We start from the raw sequence: 22,271 nt of genomic DNA, 5'->3' as shown, positions 1-22,271 counted from the left end.
CCGCGGCCTGTGCCGTTCCGGCGCGGCCCATGCACTGCATGCGCCGCGCCCCGTGCGCGGATCAGCCCGTGTTGCGCAGGCCGGCCGCGATCCCGTTGATGGTCAGGTGAATCCCGCGCCGCAGCCGCGCGTTGGTGTCGCCCGCGCGGTGCCGCTTGATCAGCTCGACCTGCAGGTGGTTCAGCGGATCGAGGTACGGGAAGCGGTTCTTGATCGAACGCGCGAGCAGCGGGTTCGTCGCAAGCCGGCTGTCGTGGCCGGTGATTTCCGCGAGCGCTTGCGACGTGCGCTCCCACTCGGCGACGATCCGGTCGAACACGTGCTTGCGCAGCTTCTTGTCCGCGACGAGCTGCGCATAGCGCGACGCGACCGCGAGATCGGTCTTCGCGAGCACCATGTCCATGTTCGACAGCAGGTTCGAGAAGAACGGCCAGGTCTTGTCCATCTTCTTCAGCAGCGCGAGGCGCTTGCTGCGCTCGGCGTCGTCCTTCGCGCCGTCGAGGTATGCGGCGACCGCGCTGCCGAAACCGTACCAGCCGGTCAGCAGCAGGCGGCACTGGCCCCACGAGAAGCCCCACGGAATCGCGCGCAGGTCCTCGATCTTGCGGTGCTTCGGATCCTGCAGCTTGCGCGACGCGGGGCGGCTGCCGATGTTCAGCTCGGCGATCTCGGTGATCGGCGTCGACGAGAAGAAGTAGTCGGTGAAGCCGGGCGTCTCGTAGACGAGCGCGCGGTATGCGGCCATCGCGCTGTCGGACAGCGCCTGCATCGTGGTCTCGAACGCGGGCAATTGTGCCGGTGCGTTCGACTGCGGCAGCAGCGACGCCTCGAGCGTCGCGGCGACAACGGTTTCCAGGTTGCGCCGGCCGATCTCCGGGTTCGCGAACTTGCTCGCGATCACCTCGCCCTGTTCGGTCAGGCGGATCTGGCCGTTCACGGTGCCGGGCGGCTGCGACAGGATCGCCTGGTAGGTCGGGCCGCCGCCGCGGCCGACCGTGCCGCCGCGGCCATGGAACAGACGCAGCGTGATGCCGCGCTCGCGGAACAGGTCGACGAGCGCGAGCTCGGCGCGGTACAGCTCCCAGTTCGACGTCAGGAAGCCGCCGTCCTTGTTGCTGTCCGAGTAGCCGAGCATCACTTCCTGCTCGCCGCCCTGGTGCGCGACCAGCGCTTCGACGCCCGGCAGCGCGAAGTACTCGCGCATGATCCGCGATGCGTCGCGCAGGTCGGGAATCGTCTCGAACAGCGGGATCACCATCAGGCCGTTCTTCGCGCCGCCGTGCCTGGCGCCGAGCGCGCCTTCGAGCAGGCCGGTTTCCTTCTGCAGCAGCAGCACCTCGACGAGGTCGCTGACCGTCTCCGTGTGCGAAATGATGTAGTTGCGCACCGCGCGCGGCCCGAACTGCGCGCGCACCGCACGCGCCTTCTCGAACACGCCGAGTTCGCTTTGCGCGAGCGCCGAGTATTCGAAGTACGGCGAGCGCAGCGGCCGCGGATCGGCGAGCGCGGCGAGCAGCACGCGCAGCTTGTCTTCCTCGGCGAGCGACGCGTAGTCGGCTTCGACACCCGCGCGCGCGAACAGCTCGGCGACGACAGCTTCGTGGATGTCGGAGCTCTGGCGCAGGTCGATGCTCGCCAGATGGAAGCCGAACACTTCGGCCGCACGCACGAGCGGCGCGAGGCGCGGGGTGGCGAGCGACGCGCCGTGATGCTCGGCGAGCGAATCCATCAGCACCTTCAGGTCCTGGACGAATTCCTCGGAATCCGCATACGGCGTCGCGCGCACCGGCGGCGCGCCGCGCCCGGCGCTGCGCACGGGCACCGTGCCTTCGCCGACGCGCACGCGCGCGCTCGCGGCGAGCCGCGTGTAGATGCCGATCAGCGCGCGGCGGTACGGCTCGTCGACGCGGTGCGGCGACTGGTCGGGCGACGCGGCCGCGAGCGCCTTCACCGCGTCGTTCGCGCCGACCAGCAGGTTCGACACCGACAGCTCGGCGCCGAGCTTGTGCACCTGTTCCAGGTAGTGCTCGAGGATCACCGCCGACTGGCGGTTGATCGCCTCGTCGAGCGTCGTGGCCGTCACGTTCGGGTTGCCGTCGCGGTCGCCGCCGATCCAGCTGCCCATCTGGAAGAACGCCGGCACGCGCGCGGGCAGGCCGTGCTCGGCGAGTGCAGCCTCGATGTCGCCATACAGTGCGGGCAGTTCGTCGAGGAACGTCGCGCGGTAGTACGACAGTGCGTTCTCGATCTCGTCGCCGACGGTCAGGCGCGCGTCGCGCAGCATCCGCGTCTGCCACAGCGCGGTCACGCGCGCGCGCAGCATCGATTCGTTGTACGCACGCTCGCGCGTCGTCAGCGGCTGGTCGCGCTCGGCCAGCAGCCGCGCGATGTCGTGCTGCGCGTCGAGGATGCTCTTGCGCTGCACCTCGGTCGGGTGCGCGGTCAGCACCGGCACGATCAGCGCGTCGTCGAAGAAGCGCTGCAGCACGCCCTTCGATGCGCCGCCCGACTGCTTCAGCTGGTCGAGCGCGAACGCGACGGTGCCCGGCTGCGGCGTCGAGCCGGCGAGCGCGTGGATGCGGCGGCGGCGGTTGTGGTGGCGGTCCTCGGCGATGTTCGCGAGGTGCGAGAAATAGCTGAACGCGCGCACGACGCTGACCGTCTGCTCGGGCGTCAGCTTGCGCAGTTTCCTCTCGAGCGTCTGCGCGGCTTCGCGGTCGTCCTCGCGGCGGAACTTCACCGCGGTCTGGCGGATCGTCTCGACGACGTCGAACACCGCGTCGCCTTCCTGCTCGCGCACGACGTCGCCGAGCAGGCGGCCGAGGAAGCGGATGTCCTCGAACAGCGGGCGATCCTTGTCCTCGCGGGTGCGCGCTTGCGGCTTCGCGTTGACGGCTGCGCCCGCAGCGGCGGCTTTCGTCGTGCGTCTTGTCTGACGTATCGGGTCTTTCGGTTTCGTTGCCGATTTCGTTGCCGGTTTCGCACGACCGTTCGCAGCGGCGGCGATGGAGCCCGTCTGGGCGTCGGAGGAGGGCAAGGCAGCATTGCGGCGCGCCGTGCGCGCCGATCCGGAAGACTTCACGATGGGTTTCCTTGGGAAAGCTCGAGTGAAAAGGAACTGCGATCCAGCGACTGCGACTACTGCGGCACGTCCGCGCATCTGCGCCGCGGCCCGCGCCAGGCGGCGCCGGGCCCGTTCCGCGCCCGGGCGGGCGAGGGCGTGCGTGCTACCATTGTTCGATCTTCAATCCCGTCCTTCGATGTTCCTGCAATGAATTCCGAGACCCTTGCGGCCGAGCCGCGACAGGCACAGCCGCCGGCGACGCTGACGATTGCTTCGCGTGAGAGCCGACTGGCGATGTGGCAAGCCGAACATGTGCGTGATGCGCTGCGCAAATTATATCCAGCTTGTGACGTGAAAATCCTCGGGATGACGACCCGTGGCGATCAAATTCTCGATCGCACGCTGTCGAAGGTCGGCGGCAAGGGCCTGTTCGTCAAGGAACTGGAAAACGCGCTCGCCGATGGCCGCGCCGATCTGGCCGTGCATTCGCTGAAGGACGTGCCGATGGCGCTGCCCGACGGCTTCGCGCTCGCGGCCGTCATGAGCCGCGAAGACCCGCGCGACGCGTTCGTGTCGAACGACTACGCGTCGCTCGATGCGCTGCCGGCCGGCGCCGTCGTCGGCACGTCGAGCCTGCGCCGTGAGGCGATGCTGCGCGCGCGCTACCCGCACCTGCAGGTGCAGCCGCTGCGCGGCAACCTCGACACGCGCCTGTCGAAGCTCGACCGCGGCGACTACGCGGCGATCATCCTCGCGGCCGCGGGCCTGAAGCGCCTCGGGCTCGATGCGCGGATCCGCGCGCTGATCGACGTCGAGGACAGCCCGCCCGCGGCGGGCCAGGGCGCGCTCGGCATCGAGATCGCGTCGCACCGGGCGGACGTCGCCGCGTGGCTCGCGCCGCTGCACGATCGCGCGACCGCGCTCGCGGTCGAGGCCGAGCGGATGGTGTCGCGTGCGCTCGGCGGCAGTTGCGAGGTGCCGCTCGCCGCGCATGCGGTGTGGCGCGCGGGCGAGCTGTACCTGACGGGCCGCGTGTCGACGACCGACGGCAAGCGCGTGCTGACGGCCGAGGAGTGCGCGGCGGTGATGACCGCCGCCGACGCGCTCGCGCTCGGCCGCGCGGTTGCCGACGAGCTGGAAGCGCAGGGCGCGCTCGATATCGTCCGTGCATTGCTCGCCGGCTCGCAGGCCGGCAAGGGCGACGCCTGATGGCGGGCGTGGCCGACCAGCAGCGCGCGTTCACCGCCGTCCTCACGCGCCCGGACGGGCAGTCGGCCGGGCTCGCGTCGCAACTGGCGGATGCCGGCTGCGACGTCCTCGAATTTCCGCTGATCGACATAGCGCCGCTCGACGATCCGGCGCCGCTCGACGCCGCGTTCGCCGCGCTCGCCGACTATGCGCTCGTGATCTTCGTGTCGCCGAACGCGATCGACCGCGCGCTCGCGCAGTACGGCGCGATCTGGCCGAACGCGCTGCCGGTCGGCGTCGTCGGCCCCGGCAGCGTCGCCGCGCTCGAGCGGCACGGCATTGCGGCGCCCGCGTACCGTGTGATCGCGCCGCAGGCGCCGGCCGACGGCAGCGCGCCGCATTACGATTCCGAAAGCCTGTTCGCCTGCATCGAAGCCGCATTCGGCGGCACGGCGGCGCTCGCCGGCAAGCGCGTGCTGATCGTGCGCGGTGACGGCGGCCGCGAATGGCTTGCGGACCGGCTGCGCGAAGCGGGCGCCGACGTGCAGCTCGTCGCCGCGTACCGGCGCGTCGTGCCGGAGCCGCGCATCGGCACCTGGGAGCGCGTGCACGCGCTGCTCGGCGGCGAGCCGCACGCGTGGCTCGTCACGAGTTCGGAAGGCGTGCGCAATCTGCACGAACTCGCGCACGCGCACCTGACCGACGCCGAGATCGACGCGTTGAAGCACGCGCCGCTCGTGACGCCGCACCCGCGGATCGAGCAGACCGCGCGCGCATTGGGTTTTGATAGGATTACGCTGACCGGCGCGGGCGATGAGCGCATCGTCCGCGCGTTTCGAACGATGGCCGACGAGGCCGACGAGACCGACCACCCGGCGACAGCCGCACCGGTGACCAAACGCATGACTGATACCAACGATTCCAAAAGCGTCTCTTCCCAGCCGGCCGCAGCCGCCGCGACGCCGTCCAGCCCGCCCTACATGTCGCCCGAGCCGCCCGCGCGCCGCGGCGGCAGCGCCGTGCTGTGGCTCGTCGTCGTCGTGCTCGGTTGCGCGGCGGGCGTCGGCGGCTATGCGCTGAACCGCAAGATCGACCGGCTCGACGGTGCGGTCGTCGCACGCCAGAAGGCGCTCGACGCGCAGGCGGCCGACACGCGCACGAAGACCGAGCAGGCGCTCGCGAGCGCGCATCAGGTCGACACGCAGCTCGCGCAGCTCGACGGCAAGCTCGCCGACGCGCAGAGCACGCAGCAGGCACTGCAGCAGCAATACCAGGACCTGTCGCGCAATCGCGACGCGTGGATGCTCGAGGAGGTCGACCAGATGCTGTCGAGCGCGAGCCAGCAACTGCAGCTCACGGGCAACACGCAGCTCGCGCTGATCGCGCTGCAGAACGCCGACGCGCGCCTCGCGACGTCGCAGAGCGCGCAGGCGGTCACGGTGCGCAAGGCGCTTGCGCAGGACATCGAGAAGCTGAAGGCCACGCCGTCCGCCGATCTCACGGGCCTCGCGATCAAGCTCGACGACGCGATCGCGAAGATCGACGCGCTGCCGCTCGCCGGCGAGGCGATCGTGCCGCACGCGGCGCCGAAGGCCGACGCGCCGGCGGATGCCGCTAAAACAGCCTCCGCGGCTTCCGCGGCCGCCACGGCCGGCGAGTCGCGCTGGAAGGTCTGGTGGCACGACTTCTCGGCCGGCCTCGGCCAGCAACTGAAGGGCCTCGTGCAGGTGCGCCGGATCGACAACGCGGACGCGATGCTCGCGTCGCCCGATCAAGGCTACTTCGTGCGCGAGAACGTGAAGCTGCGCCTGCTGACGGCCCGCCTGTCGCTGCTCGCGCGCAACGAGCCGGCGATGAAGGGCGACCTGCACGCCGCGCAGGCGTCGCTCGCGAAGTATTTCGACCAGGCGTCGCGTGACACGCAGACCGTCGAGGATCTGCTGAAACAGGTCGACGGCGCATCGCTGACGGTTGCGCTGCCCAACCTGAACACGAGCCTGAACGCCGTTCAGCAGTTCAAGAGCCGGGGGTAACGATGACGCTTCGAGGAATCGTTTGGCTCGCCATCCTGTTCGCGATCGCCGCGGCGCTGGCCACCGTCGGCCGCTTCGACACGGGGCAGGTGCTGCTCGTCTATCCGCCGTACCGGGTCGACCTGTCGCTGAACCTGTTCGTGATCGGCATCGTCGTGCTGTTCATCGTCGTCTACGCGCTGCTGCGCATCGTGCGCAACATCTGGCGCATGCCGCATCGGGTCGCCGCGTATCGCGCCCGCACGCGCAACGAGAAGGCGCAGGCATCGCTGCGCGACGCGATCGCGAACCTGTACGCGGGCCGCTTCTCGCGCGCCGAGAAGGCCGCGCGCGACGCGCTGTCGATCGACGCGAACCAGGGCGCGGCGAGCCTCGTCGCGGCCACCGCTGCACACCGGATGCATGAGTACACGCGCCGTGACGACTGGCTGTCGAAGGTCGACGCGCCGGAGTGGCAGGACGCGCGCATGCTCGCTGCGGCCGACATGCGCGCGGACGCGCGCGACGCCGACGGCGCCCTCGCCGCGCTGGCCGAGATGCAGGCGGGCGGCAAGCGCATCCACGCGCAGCAGGTCGCGCTGCGCGCGCAGCAGCAGTTGAAGAACTGGGCCGAGGTGCTGAAGCTCGCGAAGGCGCTGGAGAAGCGCGAGGCGCTGCATCCGGCCGCCGCCGTGCGGCTGCGCCAGCAGGCGGCCGAGAACCTGCTGCGCGACCGCCGCCACGATCCGGATGCGTTGCTGGAGGTGTGGCAATCGCTGTCGGCGACGGAGCGGCAGTCGCCGCGTCTCGCCGATCTCGCGGCCGAACTGCTCGTGTCGCTCGAACGCCGGCCCGAGGCGCGCCGCGTCGTCGAGGACGCGCTCGCGCACAACTGGGACGCGCGCCTGTTGCGCCGCTACCCGGACACGGCCGGCGCCGATGCGCTGCCGCTGATCCAGAAGGCGGAAGGGTGGAAGAAGGATCATCCGGAAGACGCCGACCTGCTGTTTGCGCTCGGCCGGCTCTGCCAGCAGCAGCAGCTGTGGGGCAAGGCGCAGTCGTTCCTCGAGGCGGCGCTCAAGCTCGCCGACAACGAGGCGCTGAAGGTGCGCACGCATCGCGCGCTCGCGCGGCTGTTCGAGCATCTCGGCGAGTCCGACAAGGCGGCGAAGCACTACCGCGAAAGCGCGCTCGCGATCACCGTGGTCTGACACGGCCGATGCGGCTGGCGCAGACGATGCACACGGTGCGCCAGCAGTCCGACACACCCCGAACGCCGCCCGGCCTTCGGGGTGTTTTGTTTGTGGCGCGCGGATTCGCGCCACGTTAACGGTCAACAAGCCGGTCGACGAGCCTATCGGTCGACGAGCCGCTTCGGCACCGACAGCGCGAGCAGGCCGCCGAGCACGAGGAATCCGGCGAGCACGTACATGCCTGAGTCGTTCGCGCCCGTTGCCTGCTTGAGCCAGCCCATCATGTACGGGCTCAGGAAGCCCGCGAGATTGCCGATCGAGTTGATCATCGCGATGCCCGCCGCGGCCGCGGTGCCACCGAGGAATGCGGTCGGCAGGCTCCAGAACAGCGGCAGCGTCGTCAGGATGCCCATCGTCGCGAGCGTGAGGCCGAGGATCGCGAGCGCGGTCTGGTGCGCCCAGATCACCGACAGCACGAGCCCGAGCGCGCCGATCGCCGCCGGAATCGCGACGTGCCAGCGGCGTTCGCGGCGCTTGTCCGCGCTGCGCGCGACCAGGATCATCGCGACGACCGCGGCCGCATACGGCACTGCCGACAGCAGGCCGATCGCGAACGTGTCGGTGACGCCCGTCGCCTTGATGATCGTCGGCAGCCAAAAGCCGACGCCGTAGAGCCCCATCACGAACGAGAAGTAGATGAGCGCCATCAGCCACACGCGCGGGCTCGACAGCACGGTGCCGAGCGACGGGTCTTCCTTCGTGGCCTCCTCCGCGTCGACGTTGCGCGCGAGCAGTGCCTTTTCCTCATCGGTCAGCCAGCTTGCTTTCGAGATCCGCTCGTCGAGCGCGAAGAACACGAGCACGCCGGCCAGCACCGACGGAATGCCTTCGAGCAGGAACAGCCATTGCCAGCCGTGCCAGCCGCTCAAGCCGTCGAACGTCTTCAGGATGAAGCCCGAGATCGGCCCGCCGATCACGCCGGACAGCGCGACGGCGGTCATGAAGAACGTCGTCATCCGGCCGCGCCGGTGCGCGGGATACCAGTAGGTCAGGTACAGGATCACGCCGGGAAAGAAGCCCGCTTCGGCGACGCCGAGCAGGAAGCGCATCACGTAGAACATCGCGGGCGTCGTGACGAACATCGTCAGGATCGAGATCACGCCCCAGGTCGCCATGATGCGCGCGATCCACAGGCGCGCGCCGAGCTTGTGCAGGATGATGTTGCTCGGCACTTCGAACAGAAAATAGCCGAAGAAGAAGATCCCGGCGCCGAGCCCGTAGACGGTGTCGCTCAGGTTCAGGTCGGTCGCCATCTGCAGCTTCGCGAATCCGACGTTCACGCGATCGAGATACGCGACCACGTAGCACAGCAGCAGCAGCGGGGTGAGCCGCCACGAGACCTTGCGGTACGTCGCTTCCTCGAAGGCGCCGGATGAACCCGGCAGCGAATGCGTCGATGTTGCCATGTTGTCTCCTTATTGGCGCCTGCCCGGAATTCATGCAATGCAGCCGCTGCTGCGATGCCGCCCGGTCAGGCAGATGTGGCCCGATACGATCCGGTTCGCCTAGATGCAGCGCCCGCCATCCACTTCGAGGCAGACGCCGGTGATGAATTCCGCCTCGTCCGATGCGAGGTAGAGCGCCGCGTTCGCAATGTCCTGCGGCGTCGAGAAGCGGCCGAGCGGGATCGACGCGAGAAAGCGCTGACGGTTTTCCGGCGTGTCTTCGCAGCCCATGAACTCGGTCATCAGGCCCGTCTCGCCGAGCACGGGATTGATGCAGTTCACGCGGATGCGGTCGGCGCCGAGCTCCGCCGCGAGCGACTTGCTTGCGGTGATCATCGCGCCCTTCGTGCTGTTGTACCAGACGAGGCCCGGGCGCGGCCGCACGCCGGCCGTCGACGCGACGTTCACGAACACGCCGCCGCCCTGCGTGCGGAAATACGGCACGAGCGTCTGCACGCACCAGTAGAGGCTTTTCATGTTGACCGCGTAGACGCGGTCGAACTCGGCTTCGGTCACGTCGAGCACGGGCTTGTTGCGGTGCGTGGTGCCGGCGTTGTTGACGACGATCTGCACCGTGTGGAAATCGTCGAGCGCGGCGGCGAGCAACGCGCGCCAGTCGTCGCGTTGCGACACGTCGCCTGCGATCGCGATCGCCTTGCCGCCAGCGAGCGCGATCTCGCTCGCGACGCGCTCGGCCGCCGCGCCGTTCAGGTCGTTGACGACGACGTTCGCGCCCTCGCGCGCGTACGTCTTCGCGATGCCTTCGCCGAATCCCGAGCCGCCGCCCGTGACGATCGCCGTCTTGCCGCTCAACCGCATGGTGTGTCTCCTGGTTTGTCGTATGTCATCGTGTGCTGCCGAACCGCTGAACGTGGCGTCGCGCGTTCAGCCGTGCCGGATCGCAATGGTCTTCAGCACCGTGAAGCCGTACAGCGCCTCGAAGCCTTTCTCGCGGCCGTGGCCCGAATGGCCGACGCCACCGAACGGCAGCTCGACGCCGCCGCCCGCGCCGTAGTTGTTGACGAACACCTGGCCCGCGCGGACCCGCCGCGCGACGCGCAACTGGCGCGCGCCATCGCGCGTCCAGATGCCGGCGACGAGACCGTACGGCGTGCCGTTGGCGAGTGCGACCGCTTCGTCCTCGTCCGCAAAGCGCATCGCGGCGAGCACGGGGCCGAACACTTCCTCCTGCGCGAGCCGGTGTGTCGATGGCACGTCGCGCAGCAGCGCGGGGGCCTGGTAGAAGCCGGTTTCGGGCGCTTCCGGGACGACCTGGCCGTGCCCGGCCATCGGAATGCCGTCGTGCTGCGCGTCGGACAGGAAATCCCACACGCGCTGCTGCTGCTTCGCATTGATCAGCGGGCCGCAGTCGAGATCCGCGCGGCTCGGGCCGACCTTGAGCGCGTTGAATGCGGTCGCGAGCCGTTCGACGAGCGGCTCGTACACCGTGCGCTCGATCAGCACGCGGCTGCCCGCCGAGCAGGTCTGGCCGCCGTTCTGCACGATCGCGTTGACGAGCACCGGCAGCGCGGCGTCGAGGTCGGCATCCGCGAACACGATCTGCGGCGACTTGCCGCCGAGTTCGAGCGTGACGGGCACGTGATTGTCGGCGGCCATCTGCGCGACGAGCTTGCCGGTCGCGGGCGAGCCTGTAAACGAGATGTGGTCGATGCCCGGATGGCGGGCAAGCGCCGCGCCGGCCTCATGGCCGTAGCCGGTGACGATGTTCAGCGCGCCGGCCGGCAGCCCGGCTTCGGCGGCCAGCGCGGCGACGCGCAGCACCGACAGGCACGCGTCCTCGGCCGGCTTGACGACGCACGCGTTGCCGGCTGCGAGCGCCGCGCCGACGCTGCGCCCGAAGATCTGCATCGGGTAGTTCCACGGGACGATGTGGCCGGTGACGCCGTGCGGCTCGCGCACCGTCAGTACCATGTAGCCCGCCTGATAGGGGAGGGTTTCGCCGTGCAGCTTGTCGGCGGCGCCTGCGTAGAACTCGAAGTAGCGCGCGAGCGCGGCCGCGTCGGCGCGGGCCTGCCTGAGCGGCTTGCCCGTATCGCGGGCCTCGAGCGTGGCGAGTTCCTCGAGATGGGCTGCGACGAGCGTCGACAGCCGTTGCAGCACGCGCCCGCGCTCGGCGGCGCTCGCGGCGCCCCACGCGCCCGCGAATGCGTCGCGGGCCGCGGCGACCGCGCGCTCGATGTCGGCGGCAGAGCCGCGCGCGATTGCCGCGAACGGCTGGCCATCGGACGGATCGATGACCGGGATCGTCTCCAGCTGCGCGGGCAATGTCCATTCACCCGCGATGAAGTGCTTTGCCTCTTCCATGCCTGCTCCTGTCGATCGGAGTTAGCGCTTTAGCAGTTACTCCGATCCCGTGCTTCGCTGTCAATCGGAAGTCGACGGAACGGGCGCTTCAGCGCCTCTTCTGTCCGATGCAACGCTCGTTTTGTTCGATGGCCGGACGCTCAGCGCGATTATCGCGCCGATCGTCATCCGGACGCCACCGATCGATTGGCTATAATGGCGCATTCTTTCCGGACATGCCGGCGGCGCGTGCCTCGACCGCGGCGTGCCCTGTCCCGAATTCCCTTCGACCAACAGAGAACGCTCATGAGCTTCAACCATGTTCCGGCCGGCAAGGACCTGCCGCAAGATTTCAACGTCATCATCGAGATTCCCGCGCAAAGCGATCCGGTGAAGTACGAAGCGGACAAGGAGCTCGGTCTCCTCGTCGTCGACCGCTTCATCGGCACGGGCATGCGCTACCCGGTGAACTACGGCTACATCCCGCAGACGCTGTCGGGTGACGGCGATCCGGTCGACGTGCTGGTGATCACGCCGTTCCCGCTGCTGGCTGGCTCGATCGTGCGTTCGCGCGTGCTCGGCATGCTGCAGATGACCGACGAGTCGGGCGTCGACGCGAAGCTGGTCGCGGTGCCGCACGACAAGGTCTGCCCGATGACGGCGAACCTGAAGTCGATCGACGACGTGCCCGAGTACCTGAAGGACCAGATCAAGCACTTCTTCGAGCAATACAAGGCGCTCGAGAAGGGCAAGTGGGTGAAGGTCGAGGGCTGGGCCGGCATCGATGCCGCGCACAAGGAAATCACCGACGGCGCCGCGAACTACAAGAAGTAGAGCCGGGTAACCAGAAAACGAAAGTTTGGCTGGTAGAGCGCTCCTCCGGGAGCGCTTTTTTTATGGCCTCTGAGTTCCTTGGGCGTGGGCCTTTGCGTTCGGTTTTGACTAGGGAATCTTCTTTGATTGAGGCAAGCCGGCGTAGCCGGCGCGCAGTCCTTCGAGTGTGCGCAACTCCGGAACCGCCCCTAGGGCGGCTGTCCACACCCGTGTGGTGTGGACAGCGGAGTTGTGCACACGGGGAATCGGCACGGTTCTGACGGACCAAATGGGGGGAGGGCATTATTAGGAAGGGTTGTCACGCGTTTCGAATAGGCGGACGTTTGATACAGGTTCAGTGCGAATGCGTTTGCTGATTTCTACGGTTCAGGGCCAGATGTACCTTTTTTCAAGGCTACTCGGACAAACCCTTGCACAGCCAACAAAAAGACGTAGGAACGAAGTATGATTCGCTATCGGAAAGCCGTGGTTAGCTTTGTAGGCTTTCGATTCCGGGGATGCTGCCATTCTGCGCTTTTAAGCGTTCAGGTGCGATGGCGAGTGTGTGCGTAGTCAGCAAAAGAACTGGGCGTAGCACGTGTCAAACGAAAAGAGTTTCACCGAGAAGACCAGTGCAGACGATAAGAGTATTGGGTTTGAGTATCAATATTACTATTTTCTGGACCGCCTTCTTAATTTGAAATCAGGTCAAACCGTCGGTTTGGAAGTCAAAGATGACGTTCACACGACGCTTGACGCTGACTTCAATATACTTGTCCAGCTCAAGCATACAGTTCGCAGTAATGCGAAGGGTGACCCTGTTGCATTGACCGAACTCGATTCGGACCTCTGGAAGACGATTTATAACTGGTCGCAGGTTATTAGTGACAAGGCGGAAGGGCGAAAGGAGCTCTCGCAGCAGCTTCGATACGTGGAGAAAACCGAATTCCATCTGGTCTCGAATAAGTCTGAGTCTAAGGCCAACGAGTTTCTTCAGATTCTCGATAGGTTTAATTTGGGTGAAGATGACTTTCAGATGCTGCTTGACCACGTAAAGTCTCTTGAAAGCAAAACCGTCGACCAGAGCATCAAAGGATACATCGACGGCGTATTGAAGCTCGAGACCGAGGTTCTAGAGGCGTTCTTTCGCCGCATCAAGGTCGAGCTGGGGCTTGATGACATTGTCGGTCGAGTGAAGCGTTCGCTGCTTGAGAAGATTATCGACCCGGATAAGGTCGACACGGTTTTTAGTCGATTGGATTCGAGTATTCGGACAGATAATTTCATTGCGGTCAAGCGCGGAGAGGCAATACTCATCAGCTTCGACGACTTCATGAAGCGCTATCGCCGTATCTTCGATGATGGACGTACGAAGAAGTTGGTCTATCCGAAATTTACTCCGGAGCTGCCAAGCGATATCTTTGCTCAGAGATTTATCAGACGTCTATTGGAGATTGGTGATATTTCCGAATCTGACGAAGAACTCGCCATCGATTACACCACGTACAAACTGCGTATCTCGCGTTACCTCCAGCAGTGGGTCCAGGAGGGGGACCTCGTAAGCGAGGAGATTGAAACTTTCCACGAAGAGGTATTCGTGCGCTGGCGAAACGAGTTTCGGGTGGCGTTTCGAGGCTGTAGTACGCCACATCAGATTATTGACGCTGCGATGGCCTTGCTGATTACGCTGCGGCGGGACCAGTTCAAGCTCGGCGATACCGAGTTATCGACGACGCTTAGCAACGGCGAGCTCTATTACCTGTCAGACGCCGGTCAGATAGGCTGGCATAAAGACTGGAGTGCCAATGAGCAGTAGGTGGTCGGGATATAACAATGTCGGGATATGCGCAATCGCGTTGATGAGCGTCCTTGAACACTCAAAAAGTGTGACGCTCCCGAAAGCGCTCCTCGTGATGCCTCTGGTAATGCACGATGCGACTGTGCGTCATCTTGGCGACTCACGAGTCGCACGGCGAGAGGCCGCGGCGCTGGTTGCGCAGCGGCCCGATTTGTTTGCCAATTTCGCGACGCGGTATGACGGCAGTCTCGCCATGACAGTTAACGCGATACAGCTTCTCGTCGAAGTGGGCTTTGTTCGCTTCGATGGCGGTTTGACGTTGCTGAAGTCGCTAGAGGTAGACTCCGCGTTTGGCAAACGAGCGCAAAAAATCGCCAAAGCGGCGGGTCATATCGCTTCGCTCCTCACTGGTCCGGTCGAGGAGCTGTATTTAAACTTCAGGGTGCAGCTTTGAATTTCGGCTTTGATTCCATCATGCTGTGGTCACGCACAGGCGAGCGTCGCAGTCTCAATTTCAAGCGCAACCGCCTGAACGTGATTACAGGCGAAAGTCACACCGGCAAAAGCGCGTTGCTCGACATCATCGATTATTGCTTTCTGGCGAGTTCCCACAAGCTCCCGGATAGTATCATCAACGAGAACGTCGGCTGGTATGGACTGACGTTCTACGTGAACGACAAGACGTACACGCTTGCACGTAGGAGCCCAAGGGACAACGAGGTCTCGAACGACTATTATTTTTCGAGCACCGGGGTGATACCGGACATGCCCGAGTCGAATACAAAAGAAGACGACATCCGAACGATACTTGAAGCAGAGTTTCATATCACCGATAAGGTCACGGTCGCTTATGGCGGGCGCGCGCTGAAGACTGGTTCGAAGGTGTCGTTCCGATACTTTTTCCTGTTCAACACAATTTCCGAAGACATCATCACCAACAGCAAGGTGTTCTTCGATAAACAGTCCGAGGAGCGATACCAGGAGGCTTTGCCGCGCATCTTTGACATGGCTCTCGGCATTGACGACCTCTCTAACATCGCCGCGCGCGAGAAAAGGGAAGCTCTGAGGAAGGAGATTGCAAGGCTCCAGCGCAAAGAGGCACACCTTGGCCAAGGGAGGGAGACGTTTGATGAAGAGGTGCGCGATATTGCCGTCAAGGCGGCCGAATACGGCCTCATAGACAGCGACCCTGCTGGCCTGTCTGTGGACAACGTCCGGCGTGCTATCAGCGACGCGGCGTCGCCGGAGACCGGGCAAGCCCTGAACAGGTACGTCGAGACCAGCGCCAAGCTGTTCGTAGTGGAGCGCCGCCTTCGGAAACTCAGGCAGTTCTCGTCTGAATACCGGTCCTACAAAGATACCTTCAAGAACGCTGAAGACAGTCTGCGACCAATCGAGCAGTTGATGAAGCAGGCACCGAGCCTGGTCAAGTCCGAGATTTTTGATGACCTCATCAGCAGCCTCAAATCAGACCTGTCGGCAGTCAAGAAATCTATCACTGGCAAGCAGCCGGTCGATGGCCAGATTGGCGCGATGGTCAAATCGCTCGAGGGTGAACGGGATGCGCTGCAACGGGACCTCTCCGGACTTCCGCAAGAACCCAAGTCCTTCGCTTCTCAACGCGAGAAATGGATGTTCGTGGGCGAGGCGATGGGGCGATTCAGAGCGTATGAGGGAGCGCGAGCTCCGGCTGTTCTGCAGCAGACTACGACCTCCGACGAAGACGACCTGCAGAGGCAGATGGACGCCATCGAGGTGCGCGATGTGGAAGAAACTCGCGAGGCCGTCGTCTCTATGATTAACGAAATTGCGCTGGACCTTCTCAAAGAAACTGGAGACGCGCTCGCGAACTACGCGTCCTATCAGACCGACTTTGCCTACAAGGAAAAGCGCTTACGGCTACGGAAGCCTCGCTCGAAGCTGATTGAAAACGTGGGCAGCAGCTCGAACCACATGTTCCTGCATCTGCTGCATTTCCTCGCGTTGCATGAGGTTGCCATCAGTCACAAGTCGATGTTCATCCCTAGCTTCCTCATCATCGACCAGCCTAGCAGGCCTTACTATCCGGACAACAAAGCGGATGACAACGTGACGCTTAAGAACAGCGACACGGAGAAGGTATCGATTGCCTTCAATCTGCTCAATAATTTCATCGCGCGGATGAATAGGGACTACAAGACCGAGTTTCAGATGATTGTCTTCGAGCACGTGCCGAGCGAAACGTTCAAGGACATGGCCTACGTTCATATCCTTCCTGAGTTCCGCAATGGAGAAGCGCTCATTCCCGAGGGGTGGCAGTCATAGCGAGAGAGGTGAAGGCTACTTCGGTGATACTCCGTCATCCTTGCGGCCGTACTTGGCGGTCTGAAATAGGCGTTCATCGAACTAGACAGGCGGGCAATCTCTCCCCTAGTTGCACCAGGCGCAGTTCTAGCGCTCGGATACCCGAAAGTCTCAACGATGTCGGGTGTGGGGAGGTGAATGTCCTCCAATCGTAAGCGCTTTGAGCCGTGGTTCGGATAAACTCTGTACCATTGGCGGCATTCGCTGGAGAGGCTCATGCTCTTTACCGTTGTGCAATACAAAGACGTTCCGCGCAAGGCTCGTAGCCTGGCTGGCACGGACGAATGTTATCTACTGCGCGATAACTGGGACGACTACTTATTTAAGACTACTTTCCGGCTCGTCTACTTCGACTCCGAAGGGACACGGCACGACATTGGGTCGGTGAAAGTCATGAGCGACGGCATGGAAGAAGGGTGGGTGAGCGTCGAAGATTCATTCTCTGAACTTCCGCAAGACTATGCCTCATTGGGTGGAAGCGCCGAATATTATGAAAATCTGATTAGTCTCGACGAGGAAGAGCGCATAGTTATTCTTCGCGCGATGCGAGACGTAATATGGGACGCCGATATCCGAGCACGTGTGGAGCAAGAGCCGGCATTTCAAACGTCGTTGATGCGCGGGCATGGGCGGGACGATATCGAAAAGATGAGCGATATCCTCCTTGAGCGCACCACATCGACCGCGTTCCGATTTAGCTATTCACTTTCAGCGAATAGTGATGCTCGCCTGCGGGTCAATGTGGAACCGGATTCAAATCCCCCTACAAACATCCATGCCATCATCGGCCGGAACGGTGTCGGCAAAACGACACTCCTTAGGTTGCTTGTGCAGACCTTGCGGGATGGGAGCACCGCGCGAGGCGGTGAATTGCAAATGCGAAAGCCGAGTGGGAGCACTGAACGCACAAGCTTCGCCAACCTTGTTGCCGTTGCTTTCAGCGCATTCGACGAATTCGACCCGCCTGTCTCAAATAAGGGAACCGGCACTGGGATAAGGTACACGTATGTGGGGCTGAAGAAGGAGCGAAGAAAGGACGGTGAGGCAAGCAGCCTCAAAAGAACGTCTGAGCTCAAGAAAGAATTCGTAGATAGTACGCTTGCGTGTTTGCGCAGTGCGCGTGTACCGCGCTGGCGCGCCGCAATGCGGGTCCTGGAGACGGACCCACTCTTTGCAGCACTCGGGTTAGTCAAGCTAGCCGATTTAGAACAGAATCGATTTGCGCAGGAAGCTGGAGAGCTTTTTGACAGGGCGAGTTCGGGGCACAAAGTCGTCTTGCTTACGATGACCAAACTTGTCGAGCTGGTCACCGAACGGACGTTGGTGGTAATTGACGAGCCGGAGGCACATCTCCATCCTCCTCTTGTCGCAGCGTTTGTGCGAGCGCTTTCAAACCTTCTCGCTGTCCGTAATGGCGTGGCACTATTGGCGACTCATTCTCCGGTCGTTGTCCAGGAAATTCCAGCTGCGTGCGTGACCCTTTTCTTCAGGACTGGGGATGAGGTGGAACTCGAGCGTCCAGAAGCGGAGACGTTCGCGGAGAACTTGGGAACACTCACACGGGAAATCTTCCGGGTTGAAATGACGGAAAGTTCTCACCATGCCTTGATTTCAAAGGTGGTGGCGCAATCGCGTGACTTTGAGCAGGTACTTGCAGTCTTTAACGACCAACTTGGCGCCGAGGGACGTTCGGTGGCGCGTTCACTTTTGCGGGGACGCGACGCATGATTGGTATGGAATGTCCGGGAGACGACCCGAGAGAATTATTTGAAGAGCTAGCTGAGCACACTCAAGACCGGGTGTTGCGTGCCGCACTTGTTGCTGAAGGTCCACGTGTGGAGCGCCGAGCTCGCGAATATTTAAGGCTTGCAGAAGTGGGCGACCTTTCAGCCTTCGATAGAGAGGAGCCGGTCGGGGTGACCAGCGGCCAACTCTCGGGCGTGTACGACCGCGTGCTGGTGGGTGGATACGGGCGACCGATTTACGACCGAATCAAGGCCAGTGCGAAATTCAAGCGTTGTCCCCTCTGTGGTCTCCGTGTTGTGAAGACCCTAGACCACTATTTGCCACAAACAAGGTTTCCTGAACTTGCCGTGTTTCCAGCAAATCTGGTTCCCGCCTGTGCGGATTGCAACAAATCGAAACTTGCTCACGTCGCCGAAAGCCGTGCCGAAGAGACTTTCCACCCGTACTTTGACGATTGGAGCGAATATTGTGTACTCGGGGCATCGCTTGAATTTGGCGCAAGTCTAACGGTGTCGTATCAGGTTCTCACAGCACCGGAAATGTCCGCTGTCGATGTGCAACGCGCTCGTAATCACTTCGACCTCCTTGAACTTAACGAGCTTTATGTCAGCTACGCCGCATCGGAACTCGCAGAAAGCAAACGAAATTTTCGGAACAACTTCGCTTCTGGACCGGAGGCTCTGCGCGAGGAGTTGCGGCAAGTAGCCGAAACTAGGTCTCAGGCAAACTTAAATGGGTGGATGGCGGTTCTTTATCGATGCCTGGCGGAAAGCGATGACTTCTGCAATGGTGGCTTTGAGCTGATAGAGGAGTGACATGTTTTTAGCGTTCGCAATCAATCAGAAGAAGAAATTTCATCTGGATTCCTTTTCAATGTGTTAGTTTCTGTGTGAGAAGACTTCGCGAAACGACATATTGGTGGTGCCCGTAGGCTATCGCAAAGCGAACTCGAATCGTCAAGCGCTGAAGCTCACGCTTGGCGCCAAGACGCGAACTGACCTTGTTCCGCGAGTGAGAGCGACGTACCAATGGTGGTGATTTTCGCAAGCGTCCGGCGTAATGACGACATGGTCGAACTCCAGGCCTTTCATGAGTAGCGTGCTGCCAACCGCCCTGTTCCTAAGAACACGACCTTTCTCGCGACGCGCGTTTGCAACCTGGAATGCCGCGTCATCGAGCTGCAGCGCAGGATTTTCCGCGCACAGTTGCAATGCCGACTTGATGCAAGACACCAGTTCTGGGCGGACCGCCGTTACGCCAGTTTCGCTCTCAACGCACCGAATTACGTCCAAGACATTTGCAAGCGAATCGCTTGCAGCCACGCCGGTCAAAGCGAGCTCCGCTGGGGTTGCCGGCATCTTGATGCGCGTAGGATTTGCCAACAATGATTCGACACGCTTTCTTTTATTTGAAGCGCCAACACCCACGTAGGCCGTCCCCATGAGGTCAAGAACAGCACTTACCCGGTCGATGCCGGTTTGGGTTCTGAGGCTCTCGTAAAAGTTGCGCTCGGTCTTTCCCCCAATGGGTTCAACCGTAGTCGCACCAATGGCTTTAGCCAAGTCCGCGCGTCGCACCTCATCGACGCTCGAATGAATAATCGCGAGCGTTTCTCCTTCCGGAGGCCGAATCGAGCAAGAGCCGGCGAGTTGCTGAGCGGCGAGCTTGGGAGCGCAAGGCTGCCATTCCAGGCAACTCGGTGCATCTCGGAAATCGAAGATGCCGGCTTGAAAGTTCGCTCGCTGGCCGATAAGCCAAGCGCCAAGAGCAGCATTGCCCGCGTGAATCCATCGTTGTGGGGTATTCAGCATGCCGGCTTGAGGGAAGACAGCCAAGGTGTCCGAATGCCAGTTTGCGAGCATGCCTGGACGAAAGCCAAAAATTGCCTGCAGAGGGTCGCCAAATACGTAGCAGGGAAGACGACGCGAAAGGGCACGTACAAGTCCGTGCTGTGCGACGGTGCAGTCCTGGTACTCGTCAACAAGAACACCGCTATACGACGCGCCGAGTATGCTTTGCACCGCACCGCTTTCAACCAACGTCGCAGCTGCGACCATGACAGCGTCCCATTGCCGCGACCGCGCTGACCAGTCGGCAGCCAAGCCTGACCCTTTGGGAAAAGCACGCGCCCATCGATGCGCCCATGCGGACAGCGTTTCGACTTGAGCTTTCTCGGCTGGAACATTGTGCTTGGCTAGCCGGCGTCGAATAGCATCAACGCCCGCGACGGTGTGGGTGAGAATCAGCCAGCGACCCGGGACATTGCCACCCACGAGAGCGATTTGCTCGGTCTTGCCGGTACCCGCTGGTGCCTCGATGGCTCCAACGCGCGAGCGAAGCATCTGCTGGACTGCTTGTTCAAGCATTGCTGCAAAGCCATCCGAAGATTTGTTCGAGGTGTCCGTCGAGACTTTCTCCACCTATCAAGCTTTCTGGAGCTAGAACATCGGTTCCGATTCTGAAGCAAAGGTCATAATCTTTCTTAATCCACTTGGATTGATGCGCAAGATTGCCAATCGTGCGGAGCGCCTCCAGGCTCTGAAGATAGGCGAGCACTTGTTCAATCGTCCCGAAGCTCATCCTCGCTCGACTGGAAAGCTCACCGAGCATCCGCTGAAGGCCAATTTCGGGCGCTATCAGTTTCAGTAGGTTGGAACGCGAGTAAGGCGATATCCCTATGAAAAGCTCCTCTTCGGTGCACCGCCCGTCACCCCATTCGAAGTGGGGAACGTTGTGGGCCTTGAGCTGCGCAATGAATGCCGGCGGGATTGGCGAATCGCTGTCGGTCAACAGGGCAGTGCGATAGCCGAGCGACGCAAAGTGGATGGCGACGGCGGGCGCCGACCCGCCGCCGCCATCTATGACCGTCGCGCCGAATCTCTGGAACTGCAGCTGTGTCCCTTCAGCGTATCCCTTGAGAAGCGCAACTTCTGTCTGGCCCTCGCAGACAAGCACGGACCTCGTGAGCAACGCCTCGCCCAGGTCACGAACGTAACGCTTTGCTTCGAGGGGGGCTGTGGCGGTTGCCGCGGAAGCCTTCACCTCAACCTTCCCTGTAACGTCACGTCGACAAACGAAGACTTCGCCGAATCTCACCTCGCGTAGAACGCTCGTAGAGTGAGTGGTGAGGAATACCTGACCGCTTGCGTCAACCCGTTTGCGCAGATGGCTTACTAGCAGAGAGATTCGGTGGGGCTCGAGCCCGTACTCAATCTCGTCGATGAGCAGGAAGTGACGCTGCGCCGACTCGGCGCTCTGGAGGGCTGCGACGGCTAGGCGCGCGGACCCTGTTCCCATGCAGCGAAACGGCACGTTGCCGTCATGCAAGGCAACCCCGCTTGCGTTCATCGAGAAGCTCGTGTGGTCCAAATTTGCCGTCAGTTTGTCACGGACTTGAACGCCCAAGCCCGCGATGTCCGGCGAGACCGCTTCAATGATTTCACTGAAAGTCGACGCACCTTTGGCAGCGAAGGTGTCGCGAGCCGAGCGCAGCAGCTCGTTCAACTGCGCTGGCAGCTTTTCTGGATGTGCCCCGACGCGTTGCAAAGCGGAGCCGCGGCCCCATGAGAGATGCCGGTCTGCGTAGGCGCCGAGGCGCGCTGGCGCCATCTCCTTGCGGTCAGCGAAGCGAACTCGCTTGGTCTTGTCGTTAGTCGCGCCACCAACATAGATTGACCATGTGGGCTCGAGCGTATCGTCGACGTCGAGTTGCAGCACCAGGGCAGGTGCGAAGCCCTCGTTCTCAGCAGGCTCCGATTTCCATTCGAGCTTTACGTCGTTCCAGCCGCATAGATACAGGCCGTAGCGGTCCTCGCGCAAGTACTCCGTCGGCAGCCCAGCGATGCAGGCAACAATCCTGATGGCGTTTGTTGGATTCGCGTCGTAAAAGTCGAGGTCATCGAAGGTGGCGTTCTGCCTTTCTGCGAGCAGAAGGTCGATAGCGTCGAGAATCGTCGTTTTGCAGTTGTCACCCGGGCCAATCAAACAGTTGACTCCCTGACCGGGAAACCAAGAGAGCTCGCGGATTCCTCGAAAGTTGTAGACCCGAAGCGCTACGATGTGCACGTCACCCTCTTGGCGTATAGCGGTTTTTGCGTGGCTGCAGATTCGATTCGCATTGCGACTCGGCGAGTGAGTTGGCACTTCAAATGTAGCAGAAGCCACGGCAGGCAGTTCGCATCTTCCGATAGCAATTAGGCAATGCCGAAGGGGCGTAGGGTGCGACGCGACAATCACCTACGCAAAATCTGCGGACCGGAACCTCTTGGGTCTCTGGGGTACACCGGTGACTAAAACGATTGCGCT

The 22,271-nt window shown here is 62.6% G+C and carries 15 protein-coding genes; 9 read left to right on the top strand and 6 right to left on the bottom strand.

What is annotated here, in order from left to right; all coding sequences use genetic code 11:
• Positions 1-61: 61 nt before the first annotated feature.
• Positions 62-3,082 carry a phosphoenolpyruvate carboxylase gene (ppc, locus tag DID96_RS02800; RefSeq protein ID WP_124597737.1) on the bottom strand — a complete coding sequence of 1,007 codons (3,021 nt, stop codon included), beginning with the start codon at positions 3,080-3,082 and terminating at the stop codon, positions 62-64.
• Positions 3,083-3,271: 189 nt separating this feature from the next.
• Here ppc and hemC point away from each other — a divergent pair, with 189 nt between their 5' ends.
• The 3 genes from hemC to DID96_RS02780 are packed head-to-tail and all read left to right on the top strand — an operon-like array spanning position 3,272 to position 7,475.
• Entirely contained in the window at positions 3,272-4,273 is a 1,002-nt protein-coding gene (gene hemC, locus DID96_RS02790; RefSeq protein WP_124597736.1) for a hydroxymethylbilane synthase, read from the top strand.
• A gap of 8 nt (positions 4,274-4,281) precedes the next feature.
• Positions 4,282-6,285 (top strand): fused uroporphyrinogen-III synthase HemD/membrane protein HemX, encoded by a 2,004-nt coding sequence (gene hemDX, locus DID96_RS02785; RefSeq protein WP_409333755.1) that lies wholly within the window; start codon positions 4,282-4,284, stop codon positions 6,283-6,285.
• A gap of 2 nt (positions 6,286-6,287) precedes the next feature.
• On the top strand, positions 6,288-7,475 hold the full coding sequence (locus tag DID96_RS02780) for a heme biosynthesis protein HemY (RefSeq protein ID WP_124597734.1): 1,188 nt from the start codon (positions 6,288-6,290) through the stop codon (positions 7,473-7,475).
• Positions 7,476-7,618: 143 nt separating this feature from the next.
• Here the strand turns inward: DID96_RS02780 and DID96_RS02775 are convergent, their stop codons facing one another.
• From DID96_RS02775 to DID96_RS02765, 3 genes are all read right to left on the bottom strand, one after another.
• Entirely contained in the window at positions 7,619-8,923 is a 1,305-nt protein-coding gene (locus DID96_RS02775) for an MFS transporter (RefSeq protein WP_124597733.1), read from the bottom strand.
• 99 nt (positions 8,924-9,022) lie between these two features.
• On the bottom strand, positions 9,023-9,781 hold the full coding sequence (locus DID96_RS02770; protein WP_124597732.1) for an SDR family oxidoreductase: 759 nt from the start codon (positions 9,779-9,781) through the stop codon (positions 9,023-9,025).
• A 66-nt stretch (positions 9,782-9,847) separates the two neighbouring features.
• Positions 9,848-11,287 (bottom strand): aldehyde dehydrogenase family protein, encoded by a 1,440-nt coding sequence (locus tag DID96_RS02765; RefSeq protein WP_124597731.1) that lies wholly within the window; start codon positions 11,285-11,287, stop codon positions 9,848-9,850.
• Positions 11,288-11,572: 285 nt separating this feature from the next.
• Between DID96_RS02765 and ppa the strand changes: the two genes are divergently transcribed.
• The 6 genes from ppa (at position 11,573) to DID96_RS02735 (ending at position 18,781) form a co-directional block, all read left to right on the top strand.
• A complete protein-coding gene (gene ppa, locus DID96_RS02760) occupies positions 11,573-12,100 on the top strand; it encodes an inorganic diphosphatase (protein ID WP_017333852.1) in 528 nt (175 codons plus the stop codon).
• Positions 12,101-12,677: 577 nt separating this feature from the next.
• Positions 12,678-13,895: an ABC-three component system protein gene (locus DID96_RS02755; protein ID WP_124597730.1), complete on the top strand. Its 1,218-nt coding sequence runs from the start codon at positions 12,678-12,680 to the stop codon at positions 13,893-13,895.
• A 43-nt stretch (positions 13,896-13,938) separates the two neighbouring features.
• Positions 13,939-14,331, top strand: a complete 393-nt coding sequence (locus DID96_RS02750; protein WP_221624567.1) for a three component ABC system middle component — start codon at positions 13,939-13,941, stop codon at positions 14,329-14,331.
• A gap of 20 nt (positions 14,332-14,351) precedes the next feature.
• On the top strand, positions 14,352-16,181 hold the full coding sequence (locus DID96_RS02745; RefSeq protein ID WP_260463785.1) for a DUF3732 domain-containing protein: 1,830 nt from the start codon (positions 14,352-14,354) through the stop codon (positions 16,179-16,181).
• A gap of 255 nt (positions 16,182-16,436) precedes the next feature.
• Positions 16,437-17,948 carry an AAA family ATPase gene (locus DID96_RS02740; RefSeq protein WP_124597727.1) on the top strand — a complete coding sequence of 504 codons (1,512 nt, stop codon included), beginning with the start codon at positions 16,437-16,439 and terminating at the stop codon, positions 17,946-17,948.
• Entirely contained in the window at positions 17,945-18,781 is an 837-nt protein-coding gene (locus tag DID96_RS02735) for an HNH endonuclease (protein ID WP_124597726.1), read from the top strand. The genes DID96_RS02740 and DID96_RS02735 overlap by 4 nt, the downstream gene beginning before the upstream one ends.
• A 141-nt stretch (positions 18,782-18,922) precedes the next feature.
• Here the strand turns inward: DID96_RS02735 and DID96_RS02730 are convergent, their stop codons facing one another.
• Both DID96_RS02730 and DID96_RS02725 read right to left on the bottom strand, forming a co-directional pair.
• The gene (locus DID96_RS02730) at positions 18,923-20,332 is read right to left on the bottom strand and encodes a UvrD-helicase domain-containing protein (protein ID WP_124597725.1); all 1,410 of its coding nucleotides are present in this window, start codon (positions 20,330-20,332) and stop codon (positions 18,923-18,925) included.
• The gene (locus DID96_RS02725; RefSeq protein WP_124597724.1) at positions 20,325-22,031 is read right to left on the bottom strand and encodes an ATP-dependent endonuclease; all 1,707 of its coding nucleotides are present in this window, start codon (positions 22,029-22,031) and stop codon (positions 20,325-20,327) included. Before DID96_RS02725 ends, DID96_RS02730 begins: the two co-directional genes overlap by 8 nt.
• Between the last annotated feature and the right edge of the window lie 240 nt (positions 22,032-22,271).

This window comes from Burkholderia sp. Bp8963, from assembly GCF_003854275.1.
Lineage (GTDB): Bacteria > Pseudomonadota > Gammaproteobacteria > Burkholderiales > Burkholderiaceae > Burkholderia.
This window is presented reverse-complemented; position numbering and strand designations above follow the sequence as displayed.

What these genes read in the sequence shown, in the direction of transcription:
- DID96_RS02735 (WP_124597726.1), top strand. Translation starts at nt 17,945, where the DNA reads ATGATTGGTATGGAATGTCCGGGAGACGACCCGAGAGAATTATTTGAA.
- DID96_RS02750 (WP_221624567.1), top strand. Translation starts at nt 13,939, where the DNA reads ATGAGCGTCCTTGAACACTCAAAAAGTGTGACGCTCCCGAAAGCGCTC.
- DID96_RS02740 (WP_124597727.1), top strand. Translation starts at nt 16,437, where the DNA reads ATGCTCTTTACCGTTGTGCAATACAAAGACGTTCCGCGCAAGGCTCGT.
- DID96_RS02780 (WP_124597734.1), top strand. Translation starts at nt 6,288, where the DNA reads ATGACGCTTCGAGGAATCGTTTGGCTCGCCATCCTGTTCGCGATCGCC.
- DID96_RS02770 (WP_124597732.1), bottom strand. Translation starts at nt 9,781, where the DNA reads ATGCGGTTGAGCGGCAAGACGGCGATCGTCACGGGCGGCGGCTCGGGA.
- DID96_RS02775 (WP_124597733.1), bottom strand. Translation starts at nt 8,923, where the DNA reads ATGGCAACATCGACGCATTCGCTGCCGGGTTCATCCGGCGCCTTCGAG.
- ppa (WP_017333852.1), top strand. Translation starts at nt 11,573, where the DNA reads ATGAGCTTCAACCATGTTCCGGCCGGCAAGGACCTGCCGCAAGATTTC.
- DID96_RS02730 (WP_124597725.1), bottom strand. Translation starts at nt 20,332, where the DNA reads ATGCTTGAACAAGCAGTCCAGCAGATGCTTCGCTCGCGCGTTGGAGCC.
- hemC (WP_124597736.1), top strand. Translation starts at nt 3,272, where the DNA reads ATGAATTCCGAGACCCTTGCGGCCGAGCCGCGACAGGCACAGCCGCCG.
- DID96_RS02745 (WP_260463785.1), top strand. Translation starts at nt 14,352, where the DNA reads ATGCTGTGGTCACGCACAGGCGAGCGTCGCAGTCTCAATTTCAAGCGC.
- DID96_RS02765 (WP_124597731.1), bottom strand. Translation starts at nt 11,287, where the DNA reads ATGGAAGAGGCAAAGCACTTCATCGCGGGTGAATGGACATTGCCCGCG.